Consider the following 3,559-nt stretch of genomic DNA (forward strand, 5'->3'; position numbering starts at 1 on the left):
TGTTTGTCCATTACCTTGCCCTGAACACTTTCAATATGGTTGACATAATCAACCATAAAGCCAATAATAAAGTTGATTATATCAACCAACTTAATAAAAACCAGTCAGGAGTTAATGATGTCTGATATTCATATTTGCCCAACCTGTAATGCCAGAGCCAAAAAAGTCCGCACTGCAGATAGCCAGGACTACCAGCTAAAAGCCGTGCAGGATGATGATGCGTTTGCCAAAATTAACCAGTTAAAGCAAATGCTGGAAAAAGAAAAAAGCCGCAATGCGGCGCTGAAAGAAAAATTAGCCGCACTGCAGGCGTGATATTTTGCCTGACGCAATATCATTGAAAACAGCTTACTTCAGCAGCTGTAGCAGATTACTGTAACTGTCTGTCCACATTAGTGCCGGATTGTCTGCCGTTGGCCAGGGCCGTGTCGCCTGACGGATCAACGTCTGCTCAGCAAAGCGCTTATTGGCGCTAATCAGCACCCATTCAGTCGTCGGCTGATAACCCTGTGCCGGCAGCGCCAGAAAATACGCCTGTTTTTGTATCGCCGCGGCATGGTTACGCAACAATGCGGTTAAATCCAGATAGTTGTTTGACACATGTACCGCTAACACGCCATCGGGTTGCAGGTGCTGCCAGTACAGTTGCATCGCTTGCGCCGTTAATAAATGCTGCGGAATGCTGTCGCTGGAAAAAGCATCAAGCACCAGAACATCAAATTGCTGCTTCGCGGTTTGCAACTGCTGCGCCAGCAGTAAGCGGCCATCACCACTGTGCAGGGTTATCTTAGCGCCACTGTCAGCCAGGTAGGTGAAATGCTGCTGTGCGGCATCTATCACCAGTGGGTTAATTTCATAAAAACTGAACTGATCGCCATCCCGGCCATAGGCAGCCAGTGCGCCAGCGCCAAGACCAATTAAGCCAACATGGCGTTGCTGCAATTGGGCGGCATTGCGCGCAGGCGATGCCGGCAAAAATTGCGTAATGGCCAGTGCCGCACCACTGCCCTCGCGATAGTAACTTTGTGCTTTAGCAGATAACGGTGGCGCTGTGAACTGACTGCCGTGGCTGGTGGTACCATCAATCAACTGACGCTGCACCTGGCCATCCAGCGTCACATCGCGCACCTGCACACTGCCGTAAAAATTCCGCCCGCTGAACACGGTCTGCTGCACACTGTGATACTCAAGCGCTACCACCAGCACACTCAGCATGGCAGCCGCCAGCCAAACGCCCAAACGCTGCATGGGCTTGGCTGCAACTATCGGCAGTAGTACCAGCAGGTAAATGGCCAACAGTACCAGCAAAAACTCGTACTGACGCACAAACAGCAGCGGCAATACCAGGTTCATCAGTAACGAGCCGGCTGCACCACCCAGCGCCAGCCAGAAATAAAACGCCGTCAGCGCTGCAGGTTCAGGCTTGCTGCGCGCCAGTTCACCGTGGCACAGCATACAGCCGCTAAACAAAATGATCAGATAAAACAGCAGCTGTGACGCCACATCAAACTGCCTTCCTAAATAAAACAGTGCCAGCGCGATCAGCAGATTCAGGCAAAACACATATAGCCAGACAGAGCGCTGATACCACCGGGCTGAAGCAAACACCAGAATAAAGCTCAGCAGATACAGCAGCAGTGGTATCACCCATAAAAACGGTACCGGCGTGATGTTTTGTGTCAGCTGCTGCGTTACGGTTAGCAACAGGATCACGCCGCATGCCGACAACGCCAGCCAGCGCAGCGCTGCATGTTGCTTAAGCTGTAGCGGCTGGGTACGCAGAGTATCGGATAGTGCCGGCAATACGCGCCACATCAGCAGCAGCATACAAAGCACAAAGCCGGTTAAGCCGCTAAGCCAGAGCTGCCATTGGTTATCAAGCGTTAACAATGGTTCCAGCAAGAAGGGGTAACACAGCAAGCCTCCGACCGAACCTATATTAGAAAGGGCATACAAGCGATAAGGTGAGTGTTTTGTCTGCAAATGGGCAAACCAGTGCTGAACCAGCGGGCCGGTGGCAGAGAGCAGCAGATAAGGCAAACCAACAATCTGTAACAAATACAGTATGATGGCGCCAAGTGGTGCATCGCTGCCGGTTGCTGCGGGTAATGTCAGATTACCCGCGCTGACGGCCAGCGCCACAACAAGCAACAGGCCGTGTACTTTGCGTTGCTGCAAAGGTGCCAGATAACGGCCAAGCAAATGAGCATAACTATAACCGCCCAGTAGCAAGGTCTGGAAAAACAGCATGCAGGCGGTCCATACTGCTGCCCCGCCGCCAAAGTACGGCAGCAATTGTTTTGCCAGTAGCGGCTGAATTAAAAACACCAGCGCCGCGCTTAAAAATACACTTAACCCAAACAGCACGCTGTGTCTCCCAGGCTAAAAAGCGACAAGCCTACCCAAAGCCCCTGCACAGAGCAAGTGTCCGGCTGTTAGCCCTTAGAATAAATGCAATTTAGTGTGACCTGAGAAACGTGACCAGTAGCGCCATTACGCCGATAATGCAGAAGACTGGAATAAGCAGCACCACGCCGGCAATGGCTATGCCTGTGATCAGATCAGGGTAGTTAAAATGGCTGACACAACCAATGTTATTGCCACCACCAAAACTCAGGCAAAGATCAGCAAAAACTGCAGCACAGCCCAGCCATGCAATACCAGTAAATAACGTAAGCAGCCAGTAAAAGCCTGCGCTTTTCTTTTTCTTAGTTGTCGGTTTAATGGCTTATCTCCTGCTGTCTCCACCTCAATTCAGCCAGACAGTATTTCACATTGCTTTGCACTAACCGTATAGTTAAAGTAATTTCAATTCAGCCGGTTAGAGTAAGCATACTATGAGCACCCAGCAACCTGAAAACAACCCAGGCATTACCGAAGTATCGCCGGATACTTTTGTCGATAGCAGCGGTCATCAGTTGGATGAGCATCAGGTGCGCGCTGTTGTTACCCCTCATGTGTTTGCGGTAGCGCCGGAACTGATCGGCAAGCCATTGGCAAAACCAGCGCGCCGGGGTGTTGCCATGGCGATAGATGGTTTTTTTATTGCAGCTCTGACATCCGGCAGCCTGATCTTTGTGCTGCCTATGCTGGCGTATATCGCCTGGGCGCGCTGGAGAGTAGCGAAAACGGGCCAGATGGCACTGCTGTTGGCTGCCGGCCTGCTGATGTTTATCAGCAATAACTGGCTGCCGTCACTGCCAGCCAACGATAATGTGAAACAGTTTACCACCAGCGCGCTGTTTGCGGCCAATGCACTGAAAATGTCGCAGGACAGCTGCGATATCATTTGTGCAGAAGAGCAACTGACATTACTGCTGCCACAACTGCATGCTGCAGCGCTGACACAGGCCGAGCAAAAAGACATTCTGCAGGCGCTGCTTGATGCCAGCAATATTGCCGATGACAGTAAAGTAACGTTGTACAAGCAGGCCGTTAAACAGTTGCAGGCAGGCCCGGCTGCCAGCGCCGCCGCTGCAGCCAGTGTCGGTGCTGGCGCTGGCGCTGGTACTGGTGACAGCAGTATGTCGTGGTGGCAACGTTTACAGCGCTCTGATCA

3 protein-coding genes are annotated in these 3,559 nt (G+C 51.7%); 2 read left to right on the top strand and 1 reads right to left on the bottom strand.

Features of this window, described 5'->3' with window-relative positions; translation table 11 throughout:
- Nucleotides 1-114 precede the first annotated feature (114 nt).
- Nucleotides 115-315: a hypothetical protein gene (locus tag VIN66_RS15195; RefSeq protein WP_331924766.1), complete on the top strand. Its 201-nt coding sequence runs from the start codon at nucleotides 115-117 to the stop codon at nucleotides 313-315.
- 33 nt (nucleotides 316-348) lie between these two features.
- Here the strand turns inward: VIN66_RS15195 and VIN66_RS15200 are convergent, their stop codons facing one another.
- Nucleotides 349-2,367, bottom strand: a complete 2,019-nt coding sequence (locus tag VIN66_RS15200) for a fused MFS/spermidine synthase (RefSeq protein WP_331924767.1) — start codon at nucleotides 2,365-2,367, stop codon at nucleotides 349-351.
- Between the two features lie 470 nt (nucleotides 2,368-2,837).
- Here VIN66_RS15200 and VIN66_RS15205 point away from each other — a divergent pair.
- On the top strand, nucleotides 2,838-3,559 hold a 722-nt coding region (locus tag VIN66_RS15205; protein WP_331924768.1), incomplete at its 3' end, for a hypothetical protein.

This window comes from Rheinheimera sp. (assembly GCF_036568245.1).
GTDB lineage: Bacteria > Pseudomonadota > Gammaproteobacteria > Enterobacterales > Alteromonadaceae > Alishewanella.